The organism is Streptomyces sp. SAS_272 (assembly GCF_052543235.1).
In genome coordinates this window covers 24,090-44,555 of record NZ_JBMNDR010000068.1, presented here as the reverse complement: position 1 = coordinate 44,555, position 20,466 = coordinate 24,090, and the positions used below count along the sequence as shown (strand labels likewise).

Sequence of the window (20,466 nt, the reverse complement as noted above, 5' to 3'; positions counted from 1 at the left end):
GGGCTCAGGCATGCGGTGTTCCTGTTCTGTGCGGGACGAAACCGCGCATCACGGCCGCCACCTGGGCCGCGTACGTGTCCTGGCCCTCCGCCCCGCCGCCGGGCAGACCGGTGAGCCGGGGCAGCAGGTCGCCGAAGGCGTTGACCTCGCCGATCGCGGCCCCGCGCCAGCCGACGGCGGGCAGCAGGTCGACGCCGACGCACAGGGTGCGCGGGAAGCAGGCCGCGGCCTGCTCGCACACGCCGAGCACGTCGGCCCAGCGGGCGCCCGCCGCCTCGACGGCCTCGCGGACGCTGTCCAGATCGCCGCGGCGGCCCCCGAGGTGCAGGTTGGTCAGGGGCGAGCGGCTGGTGCGGACGACGGCGTGGGTGGCGCGGCCGGCCACGACGACGACCCGCAGGTCGGCGGCCCGGCCGCTCTGGGAGGCCTTCGGCAGCCAGCGCTCCAGGTGCAGTCCGTCGGGGGCGAGCGCGTCGACGACGGCCGCGACGTCCCGCTCGCGGTCGTAGCGGCGCACCCGGAGGGAGTTGTACAGGCTGCCGTCGGCGGTCAGTTCGACGGAGGTGGTGGCCCTGATCCGGCCGCCGCCGCCCGATTCGACGGCGAGGACCCCCGAGGCGGACGACCCGTGCGCCGGCTTCACGAAGAGCCGGGGCATCCGGTGCTCGCGCATCGCGGCGCGCACGTCGTCCCAGCCGCGCACCGGCATGCCGTCCGGGCCCGAGGTGGGCGAGGCGGGCACCGGGACGCCCGCCGCGTGCAGGACGCCGTGACAGAGCCGTTTGTCGAACAGCACCGCCAGGTCGTCGGGGTCGGTGAGGCGGACGCCGCCGCGCAGGCTGCCCACGGCGGCGACGAACGCGGCGTACCAGCGTGCCGAACCCTCGACCCGGGTGGGGTCCTGGGCGCCCCGCAGCAACCGGTCGACCTCGCGGTTCTCCCCCGGCGAGTCGATCCGGACGATCTCGTCGACGGCGAAGTCGGCTCCCCGGGCGCCGCGCAGGACGTCCGCCCAGGGGACGATCCGTGGGGCGGGCAGTCCGGCCGTCCGCACGGCCTCTTCGAACAGGGCGACCCGGCGGTTCTCGGGGTTGGCGACCACCGCGAGTCGCGGCACAAGATCACTCACCGGCGCAGGCGTGCGGTCCATGGGTTTCGTCGCTCACTCCCCCACGGCGACGTAACGCCACACCGTGCCGTCGTCGTCGGCGTCCTCGTCGGCGTCGCCGCGGTCGAGGTCCACCTCGACGCCCGCGGTCTCGAGGGTCTGCCGGATGCGCTCCTGGAGCGGCTCGCTGAGGTAGTGGTGGTGCAGGTCCAGCTTCTTGAGGTGGGTGAGCGGCTGTCCGTCGAGCAGGGCGGCGCCGCCCTCGTCCGTCAGCACGCCCATGGAGAGGTCCAGCACCTCCAGCCGGGGCACCACCGGGGCCGTCGCGACCGCGCCGGCCACCGCGTCCTGTATCTCGCTGTTGCGCAGGGCCAGATGCCGCAGGCGGGGCAGCCGGCCCCGGACAGGATCGGCCCGAGGTCGGCCGCCTCGCTGTCGCCGCCGTATTCGGGCGTGCCGAGCCACAGGTCCAGGTGCTCCAGCGCGGGCAGGTCGCTGCCGGCCACTCCGCGCACGACCTCGGCGGGCAGTCCGCCCGCCTCGATCACCAGCCGGCGCAGCGCGCCGTGGTTCAGGGCGGGGAAGCGCAGCCCCGACCCGCCGCGCACCCCGAGCTCCTCCAGCGCCGGGAACGCCGTCAGGAGCGGGGTGACGTCGGTCTGGTTGATCCAGGAGATCTCGCACTCCTCCATCACCATGTCTCCGAAGAACAGCGCGCGCAGGGCCGGGAACCGCTTCCGGGCGGCGGTCAGCGCCTCGACGACGGGCGCGGGGTCGTCCTCGTAGGCCTCCTCCCACGCTCCGACGATCAGCGCCCTCACGCGGGTGGTGTCGACCGCGGCGCAGAAGCGGGCGAACGCGTCCGTCCACTTCTCGTCGGCGTCGTAGACGTCGCTGGTGACGCGCCAGGCCACGGAGTCCGGGTCGACCGGCCGCGACGCGTGCCGGGCGGCGGGAAAGGTGTAGGCGGGCAGCCCGTGGAGCGCCTTGAGGTGTTCACCGATGGTCATACGGCTGCTCCCGAGGGGAAATGGTGTGCGAACTGCGATGTGTCCGCAGTTCTACCAACAGCCACTGACATCGCCGACCCCGGGGCCGCGTTCGAGGCCGGGTTCAGGGGCGGGATCGTCCCGTGCCCGGCCGGCACGCCACAGCCGCCCGTCGCGTTCCGCGCGGCGGACGAGCACGCCGCGGACGGGCCGCGCGACGGCCCGGCGGGGGCGTGCGTCAGGCCGACTGCTCCGCGCCCGGCGCGGCGGCGCCCCGCTCCTCGGCGCGGCACGCCGCCCCGTCAGCCGGCGGCGGCGCGGGCCAGCACCTCGACGACCTGGCCGCGTACGGCGTCCCGGGCGTCGGCGGGCAACTCGCCGAGCTCCGTGCCCTCCAGGACGCGCAGCACCTCCTCGGCGCCGGTACCGGGCTCGTACGGGGCGCTCTCGCTGAGCACGTCGTAACCGTCGCGGACGGCCACGCGCAGGCGGGCGGGGCCGTCGTCCCCGGTGTGCAGCGCTACGGCGACGACGAGGGGCGGCGCGCCGCCCGCCTCGCCCGCCAGCTTGCGGTAGCCGCTGGCCAGCGGCGTGCGCCAGCGCAGGGAGAGCAGCACAGGACGCTTGGCCACCAGCTCGGTCAGGTCGGTCTCGTAGACGCCGTCGGCGGTCAGGACCGTGGCCCGGGCGTCGAGGACGAGAGCGGCGGGGAGCAGACAGCGCAGGGTGCTGCCGACGATGTTGCCGCCCACCGTGGCCGCGCGGCGTACGGCGCCGGTGCCCACTTGGCCGGCCGCCCGGTGCAGCACCTCGGGCACGGTCGTGTCGACGTGGTGCAGCAGAACGGCCCCGCCGAGTTCCTCCGGTCCGAACCCGTTGGCCTCGGGCAGCCGGCGCAGCGAGACGGCCTGCTCGGGAAAGCCGTCCCGCTGCCAGCCCGCCCACACCAGGGTGGCCCCGCCGACCGGCACCGCGCCCTCGGCGAGACACCGCTGTGCTTCGGATATGGAGGAGGGAAGACGCAACTGCACGACAACCGACCCGCCTTCCCGTGGAGTTCGTGGGGCGACGGCGCGTCGTCCCCGGCGTGATCAATGGCAGAACGGATTCTGCCCAGACTCGCGGGGGCGCATACAGGGCTCATGGCCGCACCCGTGCGCCACGGGAAATCGTGTTGCGGCCCTGCTCCGTTCGCACGGACCCTGGGAGGCATGTTCTCCCTCCTGCGCCCCGCCGCCCTCGCCGACGCTCCGGCGGTGGCCGGGCTCCTCAACGAGATCGACCTCGTCGAGATCGGCCGCCCGGAGACGGATGTGCACTCCGTCGAGGCGGACCTCAGGCATCCCGACGTCGATCTCCGACGCGACTCCTGGCTCGCCTTCGACGGGGACCGGCCGGTGGTCTACGGCCTGTTGTGGGACGAGTCGGGCGGCGAGCGGGTCGACATCGACCACTACGTCCTGCCCGACCGGCAGGAGGCGGGTCTGCTCGTCCTGGCCGCGATGGAGGCGCGGGCGCTGGAGAAGGCCCGGGGCAACGGCGCGGAGCGGGCCGTGGTGCACCTGAACCTCAACGCGCGTCCCACGACCGACGTCTCGCTGTTGCGGGAGCGGGGCTGGTCCGTGGTACGGCGGCATCATGTGCTGCGCCGGGGACTGGACCCGGCCGCCGACCGGCCGCCGCGGCTGCCCGCCGGGGTGCGGCTGCGGGCCTGTGCCGTCGAGGCGGACCGGCGGCGCGTCCACGAGCTGTTCCAGGCCGCGTTCGCCGAGCACTTCGACTTCCAGCCGCGGCGCTACGACCAGTGGCTGCACGACGTGGACGCCGCCGGGCTCGACTGGTCCCTCGTGTGGATCGCCGGCGCCGACGACACCGGGGACTGCGGTTTCCTGATGGCCCGTGACGACCGTGAGGCCATGGGGTGGATACCGGCCGTCGGCGTCCTCGGCGAGGCCCGGGGGCGCGGTCTCGCCGGGCTGCTGCTGCGGCACGCCTTCGCGGCGTTCGCCGCGCGGGGGCGGGACACCGTCGGCCTGGGCGTGGACACCTCCAACGCGACCGGCGCGCCCGCGCTGTACGCCCGCCACGGCATGACCCTGCACTACGCCGTGGACACCTGGGAGGTCGTTCTGCGGTGACCGCGGGGTCGCCGCGCAGGGGCCGCAAAGGGGTGGGCGGTCGCCGGCGGGTGAGCGCCGGCGACCGTCCCGTCAGCCGACGACGACGAGCAGGTCGCCGCCCTCCACCTGCTGGATGCGGTTGATGGCGAGCCTGCTCACCCGGCCGGCCTTCGGGGCGGTGATCGTGGCCTCCATCTTCATCGCCTCGATGGTCGCGACGGTCGCGCCCGCCGCCACCTCGTCGCCCTCGGTGACCGTCAGGGTGACGACGCCCGCGAACGGGGCGGCGACGTGCCCGGGGTCGGTGCGGTCGGCCTTCTCGGTCACGGGGACATCGGAGGCGGCCGCCTTGTCCCGGACCTGGATGGGCCGCAGCTGGCCGTTCAGCGTCGACATGACGGTGCGCATACCGCGTTCGTCGGCCTCGCCGACGGCCTGCAGCTCGATCAGCAGACGTACGCCCGGCTCGAGGTCGACCGCGTACTCCTTGGCCTGGCGCAGACCGTAGAAGAAGTCCTTGCTGTCGAGCACGCTGGTGTCGCCGTAGGCCTGCCGGTGGGTCTCGAAGTCCCGCGTCGGGCCGGGGAAGAGCAGTCGGTTGAGGGTGGCGCGGCGGGTCTTGTCCAGGCCCTCGCGGTCCTCGGCGCTCAGTTCCTGGACCGGCTTGGCCTCGCCGCGGCCCTGCAGGGCCTTGCTGCGGAACGGCTCGGGCCAGCCGCCGGGCGGTGTGCCGAGCTCTCCTCGCAGGAAGCCGATGACGGAGTCGGGGATGTCGTACCGGTCGGGCGTGGCCTCGAAGTCGTGCGGGGAGACGCCGGCGCCGACGAGGTGCAGCGCGAGGTCGCCGACGACCTTGGACGAGGGGGTGACCTTGACCAGGTGGCCGAGGATGCGGTCGGCGGCGGCGTACATCGCCTCGATGTCCTCGAAGCGGTCGCCGAGGCCGAGCGCGACGGCCTGGGTGCGCAGGTTGGAGAGCTGGCCGCCGGGGATCTCGTGGTGGTACACGCGCCCCGTCGGGGAGGCGAGGCCGGCCTCGAAGGGGGCGTAGATCCTGCGGACGCCCTCCCAGTACGGCTCCAGGTCGCCGACGGCCTGGAGGTCGAGGCCAGTGGGCCGCTCGGAGTGGTCGGTCGCGGCGACGATCGCCGACAGCGAGGGCTGCGAGGTCGTACCGGCCATGGAGGCGACGGCTCCGTCGACGGCGTCCGCGCCGGCCTGGATCGCGGCCAGGTAGGTGGCGAGCTGACCGCCCGCGGTGTCGTGGGTGTGCAGGTGCACCGGCAGGTCGAACTCGCGGCGCAGAGCGGAGACGAGTTTCGCGGCGGCCGGGGCGCGCAGCAGGCCGGCCATGTCCTTGACGGCCAGCACATGGGCTCCGGCCTCGACGATCTGCTCGGCGAGGCGCAGGTAGTAGTCGAGGGTGTAGAGGCGCTCGTTCGGGTCGGACAGGTCGGAGGTGTAGCACAGGGCGACCTCGGCGACCGCCGTGCCCGTCTCCCGCACGGCGTCGATGGCGGGCCGCATCTGGCCGACGTCGTTGAGGGCGTCGAAGATGCGGAAGACGTCGATGCCGGTGGCCGCGGCCTCCTGCACGAAGGCGTCGGTGACCTCGGTCGGGTACGGCGTGTAGCCGACGGTGTTGCGGCCGCGCAGCAGCATCTGCAGGCAGATGTTCGGGACGGCCTCGCGCAGCGCCGCAAGCCGTTCCCAGGGGTCCTCGGCGAGGAAGCGCAGCGCGACGTCGTAGGTGGCGCCGCCCCAGCACTCCAGGGAGAGCAGGTTCGGCAGGGTGCGGGCGACCAGCGGGGCGGAGGCCAGCAGGTCCTTGGTGCGCACCCGGGTGGCCAGCAGGGACTGGTGGGCGTCGCGGAAGGTGGTGTCGGTGACGCCGATGGTCGGCGACTCGCGCAGCCAGCGGGCGAAGCCCTCGGGGCCGAGGTGGACCAGCCGCTGGCGGGAGCCCGCGGGCGGCTCGCCGGCGGGCGTCGCCGGCAGCTTGGCGACCGGGTCGATCAGGTCGGGCCGTTCGCCGTGCGGCTTGTTCACGGTGACGTCGGCGAGGTAGGTGAGCAGTTTGGTGCCGCGGTCGGCCGAGTGACGTGCGGTGAGCAGGTGCGGGCGCTGTTCGATGAAGGACGTGGTGACCCGTCCGGCCTGGAAGTCGGCGTCGTCCAGGACGGCCTGCAGGAACGGGATGTTGGTGGCGACCCCGCGGATGCGGAACTCGGCGACGGCGCGCCGGGCGCGTCCGATCGCCGTCGGGAAGTCCCGTCCGCGGCAGGTGAGTTTGACCAGCATGGAGTCGAAGTGCGCGCTGATCTCGGTGCCCGCGTGGGTGGTGCCGCCGTCGAGGCGGATGCCGGAGCCGCCCGGGGAGCGGTAGGCGCTGATGCGGCCGGTGTCGGGGCGGAAGCCGTTGGCGGGGTCCTCGGTGGTGATGCGGCACTGCAGGGCCGCCCCGTGCAGGGTGACGGTCTCCTGCGACAGGCCGAGGTCGGCGAGGGTCTCGCCGGCGGCGATGCGCAGCTGGGCCTGGACGAGGTCGACGTCGGTGACCTCCTCGGTCACCGTGTGCTCGACCTGGATGCGGGGGTTCATCTCGATGAAGACGTGGTTGCCGGCGGGGTCGAGGAGGAACTCGACGGTGCCGGCGTTGCGGTAGCCGATCTGCCGGGCGAAGCGGACCGCGTCGGCGCAGATCCGGTCGCGCAGTTCGGGGGCGAGATCGGGCGCGGGCGCCATCTCGATGACCTTCTGGTGGCGGCGCTGGAGGGAGCAGTCGCGCTCGAAGAGGTGGATGACGTTGCCCTCGCCGTCGGCGAGGATCTGCACCTCGATGTGGCGGGGGTCGACGACGGCCTTCTCCAGGAAGACGGTGGGGTCGCCGAAGGCGGAGGCCGCCTCGCGGGAGGCCGCCTCGATGGACTCGCGCAGGGCGGCCGGGTTCTCCACCCGGCGCATGCCGCGCCCGCCGCCGCCGGCGACCGCCTTGACGAACACCGGGAAGCCGATGTCCTCGGCGGCCCGGACGAGTTCGTCGACGTCGTTGGAGGGCGCGGAGGAGCCGAGCACGGGGACGCCGGCGGAGCGCGCGGCGGCCACCGCGCTCGCCTTGTTGCCGGTCAGCTCGAGGGTGCGGGCGTCGGGGCCCACGAAGGTGATGCCCGCCTCCTCGCAGGCGCGGGCGAGTTCGGGGTTCTCCGAGAGGAAACCGTAGCCAGGGTATACAGCGTCGGCGCCTGCCCGGAGCGCGGCGCCGACGACCTCCTCCACGGAGAGGTAGGCGCGCACCGGGTGTCCCGGGTCGCCGATCTCGTACGCCTCGTCGGCTTTCAGCCGGTGCAGCGAGTTGCGGTCCTCGTGCGGGAAGACGGCGACCGTGCGGGCACCCAGCTCATAGCCGGCGCGGAATGCACGGATCGCGATCTCGCCGCGGTTGGCGACCAGCACCTTGCGGAACATCCTGGACCCCTTCAGCCTGACGGTGACGGACCCATCGTGGCGGTGGGTGACCTTGTTGGCCATGTGAGTCGGGCCACTCACCGCATGTGTCGCTCGATTGGACCGTGTTTGTCCCGGGAGACCGCCGGGCCGTCGTGGCGGCTCGGCGCGCCTCGCGACCCGGGAGCAGGCGGCGGCCGCGCTGTTCTCCCGCCCCGAAAGCATCCGCCGCCCGCTCGGCGGGCTCCCGTGGATCACCTAGGTCTCCCGGGCCAAGGAAACGGGGGCCCGCCGGCCTCGCCGCACTGGTGGGAGGCGCTCCCCGGGTGGCTGGAATCCTCAACTGGGCACCGATTACGGGCCTCTGGACGTCGCCCCGGCCGTTCGACCTGTCGTACATCGTTCGGAAAGTCTTGACGCGGCCATGTACACCGTTTGACACTCCAGCAACATCACGTCACACGTTTGAAACGGCGGTCCGCCCATGGCACACAGACACAGACTCCGAGGACGGGCAGGGCGCGGGGCAGGACGACTGGCCGCGCTGACCGCCGTGTCCCTGATCGCGGGTCTGGCCGTGGCCACGACTCCGGTCCAGGCGACGGAGGCCGCCGACGTCACCGAGGGCCTGGCCCTCTGGTACAAGTTCGACGGAGCCTCCGGCACCACGGTCGCCGACGCCTCGGGCCACGCGCTCAACGGCACGGTCAACGGGACCGCCGACTGGTCCTCGTCCGGCCAGGGCCTCTCCTTCAACGGCTCGGACACCTACGTCAAGGTGCCGAACGACGTGATGAAGGGCATGACGTCGATCAGCGTCGCCATGGACGTGAAGATGGACGCGGCCCAGGCCACGCCCTACTTCCTCTACGGCTTCGGCAACACCAGCGGGGGCAACGGCAACGGTTACCTGTTCACCACGGGCAACTCCCTGCGCACCTCGATCGCCACCGGCAACTGGTCGACCGAGCAGAACACCAAGCCCGCCGACTCCCACAACCTGACCCGCGCGGTGTGGAAGCACCTCGCCTACACCCAGACCGGCACCACGGGCGTGCTGTACGAGGACGGCGTCGAGGTCGCCCGCAACACGTCGGTGACGATCACCCCCGGCGCGATCGGTTCGGGCACGACCACCGCCAACGCCATCGGCAAGTCCGTCTACTCGGGCGACCGACTGTTCAAGGGGAGCATGCGCGACTTCCGCGTGTACAACCGCGCACTGGACGCCGGCGAGGTCGAGCAGCTCTCCCTGCCCGTCGCCACCCAGGGGGTCGCGGACGACAAGGCCGCCCTGACCCTCGGTGACACGAGCGCCGTCACCGCCGATCTGACCCTGCCGAAGACCGGCCCGGCCGGCGGCTCCACGATCACCTGGTCCAGCGACCACACCGACGTGGTGTCCGACGCGGGCAAGGTGATCCGGCCGGCCGCGGGCGAACCCGACGGCCACGCCACGCTCACCGCGACCCTGAAGAAGGGCTCCGTCTCGGCCACCCGGACCTTCGACGTCACCGTCGTGCCGGACCTCGACGACAAGGCCGCCACCGAGCAGGCCGCCAAGGCCCTCGCCGTCCACAACCTGGACGACGCCCGCGGCAACCTCACCCTCCCCGCGACGGGCGCCTACGGCACCTCCGTGACCTGGTCCTCCGCCGGCGCAGACGTCGTCTCGTCCGACGGTGTGGTCCACCGTCCCGCGCACGGCGCCGGCGCCACCACGGTCGACCTGACCGCGACCGTCGCCAAGGGGGACGCGAAGACGACCCGCACGTTCACCGCGAAGGTCCCCGAACTCCCCGTGAAGGAAGCCCTCAAGGGCTACATGTTCAGCTACTTCACCGGCGAGGGCACCGCGGACGGCGAGCAGCTCTACGCGGCTCTCAGCAAGGGCAACGACCCGCTGAAGTGGCGGGAGCTCAACGACGGCAAGCCCGTCCTGACCTCCACGCTCGGCGAGAAGGGCCTGCGCGACCCGTTCATCATCCGCTCCCCCGAGGGCGACAAGTTCTACCAGATCGCCACCGACCTGCGGATCTACGGCAACGGCGACTGGGACCGCTCGCAGCGCAGCGGCAGCAAGTCCATCATGGTGTGGGAGTCCACCGACCTCGTCCACTGGACCGACCAGCGTCTGGTGAAGGTCTCCCCGGACAGCGCCGGCAACACCTGGGCGCCGGAGGCCTACTACGACTCCAAGCTCGGCCAGTACGTGGTGTTCTGGGCGTCCAAGCTGTACGACAACGCGTCGCACTCCGGTGACACCTACAACCGGATGATGTACGCCACCACCCGCGACTTCTACACCTTCAGCGAGCCCAAGGTCTGGATCGACCGCGGCTACTCGGTCATCGACTCCACGGTGATCCAGCACGACGGCACGTACTTCCGCCTGTCGAAGGACGAGCGCAACAACACCTCCTCCACGCCCAACAGCAAGTTCATCTTCGAGGAGAAGAGCGACTCGCTGCTGAACCTCTCCTGGACCCCGGTCGCCGAGGGCATCGGCAAGGGCGCGATGAACGCGGCCGAGGGGCCGCTGGTGTTCAAGTCCAACACCGAGGAGAAGTGGTACGCCTTCCTCGACGAGTTCGGCGGCCGCGGCTACATCCCCTTCGAGACGACGGACCTCGCCACCGGCGCCTGGACCCCGTCCACCGGCTACGACCTTCCGTCGAAGCCGCGCCACGGAACCGTCCTGCCGGTCACCCAGGCCGAGTACGACCGGCTGCTGCGCGCCTACCAGCCGGACCAGATCGTCACCGGCGTCGAGGACGTGTCGGTGAAGACGCGGATCGGTGAGGCGCCGGTGCTGCCGGCCACCGTGATCGCCACCTACGCCGACGGCGCGAAGCGGCCCGTCACCGTCACCTGGGCGGACGTGGACGCGTCGCAGTACGCGCAGGCCGGCTCCTTCAAGGTGAAGGGCGATCTGCCGGGCGACACGGCGATCGACGTCCACGCGGACGTCACGGTCTCCGCGGAGGGCCCGGACGTCCCGGCCGACCTGCTCCTGCACTACGGCTTCGACGAGAGCGGCGGCAACATCGTCCGTGACTCCAGCGGCCACGGCTTCCACGGCACCTACGTCCGTACGCCCGCCTTCGGGACCGGCGTCGACGGCGGCTCGTTCAAGATGTCCGGCGGCTCCAGCACCTCCGACTCGCCGTACGTGAAGATTCCGAACGGAGTACTGAAGAACGTCGACAGCGTCACCGTCTCCACGTACGTGAAGTGGAAGGGCGGCGACAACTTCCAGTGGCTGTTCGGGCTCGGCCCCGACAGCAACAAGTACCTCTTCGCCACCCCCTCCAACGGCGGCGGCAAGCTGTTCTCCGCGATCACCAAGGCCACCTGGTCCGGTGAGAAGCAGATGATCGGCGGCTCGCAGCTCACCCCGGGCGAGTGGAAGCACCTCACCGTCACGCTGGACGGAGCGACCCAGACGGCGGTCCTCTACGTGGACGGCGCCGAAGTCGCCCGCGTGAACGGCGTCACCGTCAAGCCGTCCGAGCTGTACGACGCGGCGAAGGACGCCTCGGGCTACATCGGCAAGTCCCTGTACTCCCCGGACCCGTACTTCGCCGGCGAGGTCGACGACTTCCGGATCTACAACCGGGCCCTGTCGCCCGCCGAGGTCCTGGAGCTCGCCGGCAACACCACCGGCGTCGCCGCGGCGACCCACCCGGCGCTCAAGGTGGACGCGCTGATCAACGACAAGAACAGCACGATCGTCCTGCCGCTGACCGAGGGCAGCGACGTCACCGCCCTGGCGCCGCAGTTCACCCTGGCCCACGGCGCGGGCATCAGCCCGGCCTCCGGCACCCTGCGCGACTTCAGCAAGCCGCAGACCTACGAGGTGACCGGCTCCGACGGCAGGAAGCGCACCTGGACGGTGTCCGCGCTCATCATGAAGAGCCCGGTCCTGCCCGGTCTGAACGCCGACCCGAACATCGTCCGCTTCGGCGACACCTTCTACCTCTACCCGACCACCGACGGCTTCGAGGGCTGGAGCGGCACGCAGTTCAAGGCCTACTCCTCCACCGACCTGGTGCACTGGACGGACCACGGCGTCATCCTGGACCTCGGTCCCGACGTGAGCTGGGCCGACAGCAGGGCCTGGGCTCCCACCATCGCCGAGAAGAACGGCAAGTACTACTTCTACTTCTGCGCCGACGCCAACATCGGCGTCGCCGTCTCCGACTCCCCCACCGGCCCCTTCAAGGACGCCCTCGGCAAGCCCCTGCTGAAGGCGGGCCAGTTCCCCGGCCAGATGATCGACCCGGCGGCCTTCACCGACGACGACGGCCAGTCGTACCTCTACTTCGGCAACGGCCACGGGTACGTCGTCCCGCTGAACGCCGACATGACCTCGATCGACACCGCGAAGGTCGTGGACATCACCCCGAGCGGCTACAACGAGGGCGCCTTCGTCATCAAGCGCAAGGGCGTCTACTACTTCATGTGGTCGGAGAACGACACCCGGGACGAGAACTACCGGGTCGCCTACGCCACCGGAGACTCGCCCACCGGCCCGTGGACCAAGCAGGGCGTGATCCTGGAGAAGGACGCCGCACAGGGCATCCTCGGCACCGGCCACCACTCGGTCGTGAACGTGCCCGGCACCGACGACTGGTACATCGCCTACCACCGGTTCGCGATCCCCGGCGGCGACGGCATGCACCGCGAGACCACCGTCGACAAGCTGGAGTTCGACGCCGACGGACTGATCAAGAAGGTCGTGCCCACACTCACGAGCATCGACCCGGTCGGCGTCGTGCACGCCGGTCCGGACGCCAAGGGCGTGGAGGGCGACCCGATCGCCCTGAACGGCACGCTCTCCGGAGCGGGCAGCCCGAAGTGGACGGTCGAACAGGGCGCGCCCTGCACGGTCGCCGACCCGACGGCCACCCGGACCACGGTCACCTGCACCGACGACGGCACGTTCACCCTCACCCTGACCGCCGGACGCAGCACCGACACGGCCGTGGTCACCGTGACGAACGCGGCCCCCTCGATCACGTCCGTCACCGGCCCCAAGTCCCCGGTGTCGGTCGGCCGGCCGGCGGCCGTCACCGTCCGGTTCGCCGACGCGGGCGCCCGTGACACGCACACCTGCGTGATCGACTGGAAGGACGGCAGCAGGCCGGCGAAGGGCGCCGTCACCGCGTCCGGCTGCCGGGCCGAGCACACCTACACCTCGGCCGGTCTGCGCCGCCCGGTGATCACCCTCACCGACGACGACGGCGGCAAGGCCACCACGACCCTGCCGGAACTGGTCGTGTACAACCGGGCCGCCGGTCCGGTGGTGGGCGCGGGCCTGTCCGCGTCCCGCGGCAAGCCGAAGTTCTCCCTGTCGGCCGGCTACCTGCCGGGAGCCTCGGCCCCGGCGGGCGTGGTCACGCTCGACCTGCGGTCGCCTCTCACGAAGTTCCGGTCCGCTCACCTCGACTGGCTCGTCGTGACCGGCAACCGGGCCGTCCTGGAGGGCTCCGGCACGGTCAACGGCAAGAGCGGCTACCGCTTCCGCGTCACCGCCACGGACGGCCCGGACACCTTCCACATCAGGATCTGGAAGACGTCCGACGGGAAGGTCGCCTACGACACCGGCATCATGACGAAGGTCGCCGGTGTCGTCACGGTCGGACTGCGGCACCGCTAGAGAAACGCCTGGCACCTCGTCGTGCCGGACGGTTAGGGTCATGGGCCCCCTGCCACCGCAGGGGGCCCATGCCTATGCAGGGGGACCCGCGCATGCGCACGCCCGACGCGATCTGGGCCGCGGCCGATCTGCCGACCCGACGGCTGGCCGGACTCGCGCTCAACCCGGCCACCCCGGTCGACCTGCTGCTGCGGCTGCTGGCCGACGGGCCGCTCGCGGTACGGATGGTGCTGTGCCGGGACCGGTTCCTGCCCGACGCCGTCGTGGACGCCGTCGTCGGGCATCCCGACGCGTACACGCGCAGCTTCTTCGCCCGCAACCCCCATGTCGAACCGCGCACGCGGGCACGGCTGCTGGCGGACCCGGACTGGATCGTGCGCGCCCACCTCGCCCACGGGCCGCAGGCGACCGGTCCCGTCGTCCCGCCGCTCCCCGACGACGCCGTCGTCCACATGATCACCAGCTACGAGGACGAACTCCTCGGCGGCTCCTTCTACCGGCAGATATCCGCCGGGTTGCAAAGGGCGATGCCCACGCACCCGGTGGCGAAGGTCCGTCTCTGGGGAACCGGACAATGGAGCTCCCTCCCCGCCGAGACGCGGGCCGCCCTGCTGGCCGACCCCGACGACGAGGTACGCAAGAGAGCCGAGCGCAACGCACGGGAGGAGGATCCGGCGTGGGTGGAGAGCGTCCTGCCTCCGCACTCCTGCCACGGCCGCACCGACGCCCTGCTCCACCGCGCGCTGAGCAGAGCCGTTGTGGACGGCGTCCTCACCGCCCCGGCCGGCCCCGAGGACCGGAGGATGATCGCAGGCAACCCCGGTCTCCCGCCCGACGTCGTGACCCTGCTGTCCGGCGACGCGGATCCTCAGGTCCGGCGGGAGATCGCACGCCGAGGGGACCTCGGGCCCGCCGAACGCCGCGCCCTGGTCGCGGATCCCGACCCCGCGGTACGCCGGACGATCGCCCGGCACCCCGACCTCGACCCCGACGAGCGCGCCGCCCTCGCCACGGACGCCGATCCCCGGGTGCGCCTGTCCGTCTCCGTCCACCCGGCCTGGAGCGAGCCGGAACGGTCCGCCATCGACTACCAGGTCTCCCAGCACGGCGACTTCGGCTTCCACCACTGCTCCCAGACGCCGCGGGACGCCGGGGCCGTCCGCCGGGACGCGCTCTCCGCCCACCCGCTGCTGCGGCGGGCCGCCGCGAAGGAGCGCGCGCTGCCTTCAGACCTGGTGGCGCGGCTGGCAGTCGACGACGACCTCGGCGTCCGGGTGCTGCTGGCCCAGAACCACCCGAGCCCCCCGGCCGACCTGCTGCTGCGCTGCTTCCTCGAGTACACCGGCAGCGAACGCGAGTGCCTCCTGACCCGGCCGGGCTTCCCGAGCCAGGGCCTCGCCGTCCACGCCGACGACACGGACCCGGCCGTCCGCCGCCTGGCCGCCCGCGATCCCGAGACCCCTGCGCACACCGTGGAACGGCTCACCCGGGACCCCGACCCCGCCGTGCGGGCCGCGTTCGCCCGCCACCCGAACCTCCCCGGGCCCCGGCTGGCCCAACTCCTCGGGGACGAGGAGCTGGCCCACCATGCCGCCGCCGCCCCGGCGTTGGCCGCCGCCGCGATCCGCCGCCTGGTGACGTCGTCCCTGCCTCTCAGCTGACGGCCAGCAGCGCCTCCAGGGCGTCGGCGGTCGCCGGGTGGCGGCCGAGGAGGACCGCTCCGGACGGGGCGGCCCCTGCGGTCCCCCACTCCCCGTCGCAGCCCAGCAGGTCGGCCAGGGCGTCGCAGGTCGCCGGGTGGGCGGCCAGGAGCGGCACGCCGCCGCCTCCGGCCCCCTCGCCTGCCCGCGGACGCACGCCCGGCGGTTCCTGCGGCAGCCGCCACGGCGGCACCCACGCGTCGAGCTCCGGCAGCCTGGCGGGGAAGACCCGGCCGGCCTCGCGGATCAGCAGCGGCGCCAGCTCCGCTCCGCCGGCGCGCAGCGTGGTGATCAGCGTTGGCAGCCAGGGCAGCAGCACCCGGTCGGGGAGGCGGGCGAACGCGTTCGACACGGCCTCGACGACGAAGTCGGCCAGCCCCGGCACCGGTTCCAGGGCGTGCACGAACCCGCTGAGGTAGCGGGGGTAGGCGGGGACCACCAGCGGGTTGCCGAGCAGCTCGTCGCAGCGCGCCCGCAATTGCGGCCTCGGCAGTGTGCCGAGGTGGGTCTGCGCCGCCCACAGCAGTGCGGTGCGCGCGGGCTCCGTCGGGTGGGACTGGGCGAGGGCCAGCTCCAGCTGGGCCCGGTCGCAGCCGAGGGACAGCGCGAGGCTCTCCATGCCGAACAGGAAGCCCAGCATGGCGGCTACCTGGCGGACGGTCGCGTCCTCGTCGGTGAACGCCGTCGGGAGCAGGGTGCAGTAATGCGCGAAGCCCGTCTTGACGAAGGACTCCATCCAGGGCGGCAGGACCGGTTCGGCGGTGCGGTAGTACGCCAGCAGCCGGCGGACGCGGCGCAGCACCTCCGGTGCGCCGTCGACGGAGCGTTCGTGGGCCAGCACCTCCAGGGCGCGGGTGCCCAGCTCGTCGGCCAGGCGGCGGCTGCGCAGGTGGAGCGTGGCGTCCTCGACGGCCTCGAGGACCTGGGCCGCGGTGGCCTGCGGGGCGTAGGCGGCACGACGCAGCCGCTGCTCGAGGACCTGCTCGACGCTGACGCCTTCGTAGCCGAGTTCGATGAGCGCGCGCTGATGGGTGCCCAGCGCCAAGTCCCAGGACTCCTGCAGGGAGCGCTCGCCGAGCCGCCGTTCTCCCATGATCGGCCGGGCGGCGCCCTGCGGCAGCAGCCTGCGCAGCATCCACAGCAGGTCGGAGCAGTGCGCCAGGTCCGGCCGGGAGGCGATGTCCAGCAGGGCGCGCTGCACTCCGCGCTGCTCGAGCCCGAGGTTCAGCGGGGCGAGCCGGTCGTGCACGTCGCGGGCGAGCGGCGGCAGCGCGTCGTAGCCGACCTGGCCGAGGCGGTCGCCGCCCATCATGATCTCGACGAGCCGGCCCACGTCCCGCCGGCCGGGCACGGCGTCCTTCTCGATGCAGGTGACCGCCGCGTCCTGGAAGTCGTACGGGGTGGGCTTGGCGCGGTCGCGCATCCCGGCGAGCAGGATGGACGTCTCGAAGACGGCGATGGCGTCGGCGGTGGAGGCGAGGTAGCCGTTGCGGCGGGCGGCGCGCACGATCTCCACCGACCAGCCGAGCAGTTCGGCCTCGTCGAGGGCGTCGAGGGCGGGCGGCCGCCGGAGGAAGCCGGTGAGCCGGTCGGCGGGCGGGAGGGCGGGCGCCGGAACGGCGGCGGGCAGGGCCTGCTTGGGCTTGGCGGTCCGCTTCGTGCCCGCCTGGCCGTCCAGGCGGTAGGGGCGGACGCCGGTGCGCCGGACGTTCTTGGCCCATTCCGCCGCGGCGATGGACACCGAGCCCGCCGCGAGGCCGAACTGCGCCTCGATCGCCGCGTGGCTGGAGGGGATGAGACCGTGCCGCCACCGGGTGCCGCTCGGCGGGCCGATGACGAAGCCGTCGCTGCCGTGGACGCCGAACTCCGCGACGCGGCTGGCCGCGTGGAAGGCGCCGCAGACGTAGAGGCAGTCGGCGGGGTCGGCGCCGGTGGCGGCCAGGTGCTCGCGCATCCTCGTCCACATGTACCGTTCGCGGTCCTCGTCGACCCGCACCTTCCCGGGGTCGCCGGGGGCCAGACGCCGGAAGAGGCTGCCGATGAGCAGCATCACCTGACGGTAGGTGTCGTGGTCGCTGTCGCCGAGGGGCAGCTCCACGTACTGGTGCCACCACTCCGACCAGTGCCGCACCCGGCCGTGACGCAGCAGATGCTCCTCCAGTTCGGCGAAGCGCGGGCGCAGGTCGCCGATCTCCACGCCGACGGCGTCGCCGTGCAGGGCGGTCTGCTCCGGTGTCTCGGGCACGTCTGCGCCGGCCTCGGCCAGGGGGTCGGCGCCGGAGTCGGTCTCCCACTGGAAGACGTGGTCCGAGGAACGGTCGACGAGGACCAGTTCGACGCCCGGCGTGTCGAGCGCGTAGGCGATGGCCTGGTACTCGGCCGATGCCTCGGTGACCGGCGCGACCACCGACAGCGGCGACCAGTCGGCGGGGAACCCCTCGATCTCGGTGGCGAACGACTGCACCGCCACCGGCAGGCGGCAGTTGCGCAGCTCGGTCAGGAGCGGCGCCATGTCCTCGCACAGCTCGAGGTAGACGACTTTGGGCTGCTTCTCGCGCAGCCGGCGCGCCATGGCGATCGCCGAGGCCGGCGAGTGGTGGCAGACCGGGAAGATCTCCAGCGGCTCGCGCACGGCGCGCTCGACGTCGTCGACGATGCCCCGCAGGATGCCCTCCAGCGCTCCGGGTCCGTCGGCGAACGCCGTTGCCGCCTCATGCAGTTGACCGCGCAACGCGTCGAAGGCGCCGCTCATGACAGGGTCGCGATGGCGTCGCGGCCGCCCTCGAGGAACTCCGGCCAGGAGCCGCCCTGTTCCTTGCTGCGCGGTTCGACGACGCCGTGCAGGTACTTGTTGAGGATGGCGAGGTCCTCGGGTGCGCGCCGGGCCAGCGAACCGACGAGCGAGGAGGCGAGGGTGCGGGCGGTGAGCGCTCGCTCGCCGAAGAAGTTGCTGTGCAGGACGGCGTCCTCGAGGACGCCGATCTGTTCGGCGGTGGAAAGGGCGGACTCCAGTTTCTCGTCGTCGCTGCCGGCGGCCGCCGAGGAGGCCCGCAGGTCGGCGAAGCTCTGCAGCAGCACGTCGAGCAGGGTCGGCGGGACGTCCAGCTCGATGCGGTGGCGGCGCAGCAGTTCCTCGGTGCGGAAGCGGACGATCTCCGCCTCGCTCTTCTTGTTGGTGACGACGGGGATGCGGACGAAGTTGAAGCGGCGCTTGAGCGCCGAGGAGAGGTCGTTGACGCCGCGGTCGCGGCTGTTGGCGGTGGCGATGACGGAGAAGCCGGGCTTGGCGAACACGATGTTGTCGCTGTCCTGGTCGCTGCCCAGCTCCGGGACGGAGATGTACTTCTCGGAGAGGATCGAGATCAGTGCGTCCTGGACGTCGCTGGTGGAGCGGGTGAGCTCTTCGAAGCGGCCGATCGCGCCGGTCTCCATGGCCGTCATGATCGGCGAGGGGATCATCGACTCCCTCGACTGGCCCTTGGCGATGACCATCGAGACGTTCCACGAGTACTTGATGTGGTCCTCGGTGGTGCCCGCGGTGCCCTGCACCACCAGGGTGGAGTTGCGGGAGATCGCGGCCGACAGCAGTTCGGCCAGCCAGCTCTTCCCGGTGCCCGGGTCGCCGATCAGCAGCAGGCCGCGGTCCGAGGCGAGAGTGACGATGGAGCGCTCGACGAAGCTGCGGTCGCCGAACCACTTCTGGGCGATCTCCCGGTCGAGGCCGTCGGCGCGCTCGGAACCGAGGACGAACAGCCGGACCATCTTCGGCGAGAGCCGCCAGGAGAACGGCTTGGGGTTGTCGTCGATCGACTCCAGCCAGTCGAGTTCCTCGGCGTACTTGAGTTCGGCGGGGGCGCGCAGCAGGTCGGTCATCGGGGGGCCTTTCGGAAGGGAGCGTGCGGGTCAGGTGAGGAACGACTTGAGCTCGTGGACGAGCTTGTCGATGCGGCCGGAGATCACGGGTGTGCCGAGCGCCTTGAACCGCTCCCGGAACCAGGGGTTGACCTCTTGCCGGCCGAAGCTCGTGACCGAGCCGACGGGGATGAACTTGACGCCGGAGCGGTGGACTTCCTCGATGCCCTCGAAGAGGGGCTGGGAGCGGTCGAACTCGTAGAAGTCCGAGATCCACACCATGACGGTGTTCTTGGGCTCGGCGATCTTCGGACGGGCCATGGCCATGGCGACCGGGCCGTCGTTGCCGCCGCCGAGCTTGGTGCGCAGCAGCACCTCGAACGGCTCGCGGACCCAGGGAGTGAGGTCGATCGCGCGGGTGTCGTACGCGATCAGGTGCACGTCGACCTTGGGCAGTCCGGCGAAGATCGACGCCAGGATGGTGCAGTTGACCATGGAGTCGAGCATCGAGCCCGACTGGTCCACGACCACGACGAGCCGCTGCGGTGTCGTTCTGCGGGCGGTGTGCCTGTAGTAGAGGCGGTCGACGTAGAGGCGTTCCTCTTCGGGGCTGTAGTTGGTGAGGTTCTTCCAGACGGTCCGGTCGAGGTCGAGGTTGCGGTACACGCGCTTGGGCGGCACCGAGCGGTCTATCGCGCCGACGGTGGACTTCTCCACCTGGGTGCGCAGCACGTCCGCGACCTCGTCGACGAATCGGCGGATGAGCGCCTTGGCGTTGGCCAGAGCGACGCCGGAGAGGTTGTCCTTGTCGCGGAGCAGTTGCTCGATGAGCGACATGCTCGGGGTGAGCCGCGCGGCCAGGGCGGGGTCGGCGAGCACTTCGCGCAGATGCATGCGCTGTACCAGGTCGGCTTCCACGTCTGCCAGTTCCGCACCGATGCCGGGCACGAGGCCGCCCGCGCCTGCGGCCGGACCCCGCCCGCCGCGCAGGTCGCCCGGGCGACATCCGAGGGCGCGCTCCAGCCAGCCGGCGTCACTCTGCCAGCGGGACAGCTGCTCGGCGCTGACGGCTCCGGCGCCCGTCGCGAAGACGTTCAGCAGCACCTTGGAGACGAGCGCGGCCCGCCGCACCTCGTCGGCCCGGTGGCGGCCCTCGCCGCTGCGGGCTTCGGCTTCGGCTCCCGCGTCGGCTCCCGCTCCCGCTTCGGAATCGGCTTCGGCTTCGGCTCCCACTCCCGCATCGGCTTCGGCTTCGGCTTCGGCACCCACTCCCGCATCGGCTTCGGCTTCGGCACCCACTCCCGCATCGGCTTCGGCTTCGGCTTCGGGGACCATCAACCCGTCGAATTCCGCTGCGAGTTCCGGGTGACGCTGGACGAGGGAGTCCACGGAGGACCGCGGGTCCAGCAGGGCGGCCGGCAGGCCGATGTCCTCGACGACGGCGAGGCTCGCGGACTCGAGGGCGATCTGCTCCTCGGAATCGAAGAGCCGGGCCAGCAGCCGCCAGTAGAGAACCTGCCGGCGGTTGTCGTCGGGGACGGCGCGGACCGCAGGGATCGTGGGAACCTCGGCGCCTGGTCGCAGCATGTCG

General features: G+C 72.1%; 9 protein-coding genes and 1 pseudogene. 3 read left to right on the top strand and 7 right to left on the bottom strand.

The window, feature by feature from the left end:
• Positions 1-4: 4 nt before the first annotated feature.
• The 3 genes and pseudogenes from ACN6LD_RS30715 to ACN6LD_RS30705 all read right to left on the bottom strand — a co-directional run bounded on the left by ACN6LD_RS30715 (position 5) and on the right by ACN6LD_RS30705 (position 3,128).
• Complete coding sequence (locus tag ACN6LD_RS30715; protein ID WP_445044899.1) at positions 5-1,150, bottom strand: STM4014 family protein; 1,146 nt, start codon at positions 1,148-1,150, stop codon at positions 5-7.
• A gap of 12 nt (positions 1,151-1,162) precedes the next feature.
• A pseudogene (locus ACN6LD_RS30710) lies at positions 1,163-2,118 on the bottom strand (STM4015 family protein).
• Between the two features lie 281 nt (positions 2,119-2,399).
• Positions 2,400-3,128 (bottom strand): FAD binding domain-containing protein, encoded by a 729-nt coding sequence (locus ACN6LD_RS30705; protein WP_445044898.1) that lies wholly within the window; start codon positions 3,126-3,128, stop codon positions 2,400-2,402.
• 180 nt (positions 3,129-3,308) lie between these two features.
• On the opposite strand from ACN6LD_RS30705, the gene ACN6LD_RS30700 reads away from it, so the two are divergent.
• Entirely contained in the window at positions 3,309-4,235 is a 927-nt protein-coding gene (locus ACN6LD_RS30700) for a GNAT family N-acetyltransferase (protein ID WP_445044897.1), read from the top strand.
• A gap of 72 nt (positions 4,236-4,307) precedes the next feature.
• On the opposite strand, the gene ACN6LD_RS30695 is transcribed toward ACN6LD_RS30700, so the two are convergent.
• Positions 4,308-7,682, bottom strand: coding sequence for a pyruvate carboxylase (locus tag ACN6LD_RS30695; RefSeq protein ID WP_319190897.1), 3,375 nt, complete (start codon positions 7,680-7,682; stop codon positions 4,308-4,310).
• Positions 7,683-8,145: 463 nt separating this feature from the next.
• Between ACN6LD_RS30695 and ACN6LD_RS30690 the strand changes: the two genes are divergently transcribed.
• Both ACN6LD_RS30690 and ACN6LD_RS30685 read left to right on the top strand, forming a co-directional pair.
• Positions 8,146-13,323: a family 43 glycosylhydrolase gene (locus tag ACN6LD_RS30690; protein ID WP_445044896.1), complete on the top strand. Its 5,178-nt coding sequence runs from the start codon at positions 8,146-8,148 to the stop codon at positions 13,321-13,323.
• A gap of 92 nt (positions 13,324-13,415) precedes the next feature.
• Positions 13,416-14,984, top strand: a complete 1,569-nt coding sequence (locus ACN6LD_RS30685) for a hypothetical protein (protein ID WP_445044895.1) — start codon at positions 13,416-13,418, stop codon at positions 14,982-14,984.
• Here the strand turns inward: ACN6LD_RS30685 and ACN6LD_RS30680 are convergent.
• The 3 genes from ACN6LD_RS30680 to ACN6LD_RS30670 are packed head-to-tail and all read right to left on the bottom strand — an operon-like array spanning position 14,977 to position 20,462.
• Positions 14,977-17,775, bottom strand: coding sequence for a hypothetical protein (locus tag ACN6LD_RS30680; RefSeq protein ID WP_445044894.1), 2,799 nt, complete (start codon positions 17,773-17,775; stop codon positions 14,977-14,979). The genes ACN6LD_RS30685 and ACN6LD_RS30680 overlap by 8 nt on opposite strands.
• Positions 17,772-18,896 carry an ATP-binding protein gene (locus ACN6LD_RS30675; RefSeq protein ID WP_057582699.1) on the bottom strand — a complete coding sequence of 375 codons (1,125 nt, stop codon included), beginning with the start codon at positions 18,894-18,896 and terminating at the stop codon, positions 17,772-17,774. Before ACN6LD_RS30675 ends, ACN6LD_RS30680 begins: the two co-directional genes overlap by 4 nt.
• Before the next feature lie 30 nt (positions 18,897-18,926).
• On the bottom strand, positions 18,927-20,462 hold the full coding sequence (locus ACN6LD_RS30670) for a VWA domain-containing protein (RefSeq protein WP_445044893.1): 1,536 nt from the start codon (positions 20,460-20,462) through the stop codon (positions 18,927-18,929).
• Positions 20,463-20,466 lie beyond the last annotated feature (4 nt).